Annotated in this window: 1 protein-coding gene; it reads right to left on the reverse strand. The window is 44.0% G+C overall.

The window, feature by feature from the left end:
* On the reverse strand, window positions 1-563 hold a 563-nt coding region (purU, locus tag R7Q46_RS29205), incomplete at both ends, for a formyltetrahydrofolate deformylase (RefSeq protein ID WP_318078585.1).

Below are 563 nucleotides of genomic sequence, written 5' to 3' on the forward strand. Positions count from 1 at the left end.
CATAAACAAAAACGTGGTCGTTAATTACCTTATTCAGAGCTTTACTCAAAACATTCTTCTCAACATCGCGGCCTGCTTGAGCCATATCTTGTGCGCTGAATGTGTGATCGACTGGAATAACATCCTGCTTGATGATCGGGCCTTCATCTAGATCGTTTGTCACGAAGTGGGCTGTTGCGCCAATAATTTTTACGCCACGGTCGTAAGCTTGCTGATAAGGCTTAGCACCGATGAAAGCAGGCAAGAAACTGTGGTGAATGTTGATGATCTTATGGCGGTATTTTTCAACAAACGTTGGCGTGAGAACGCGCATGTATTTCGCTAGCACCAAGTAATCTGCATCGTATTGATCGATCACCTCTAACATCTTTTGCTCGTGTTCTTCACGGCTTAGATCTTCGTGCGTCACATAGTGGTAAGGGATATCAAAACGTTCAGTGAGGCCTTGCAACTTATCGTAGTTACCCACCACGGCGGCGATTTCTACATCTAAACTGCCATCGTAATTTTTCATCAGAATATCACCTAAACAGTGTGCTTCTTTCGTTACGAGAATCACGATG

Source organism: Vibrio sp. 811 (assembly GCF_033339195.1).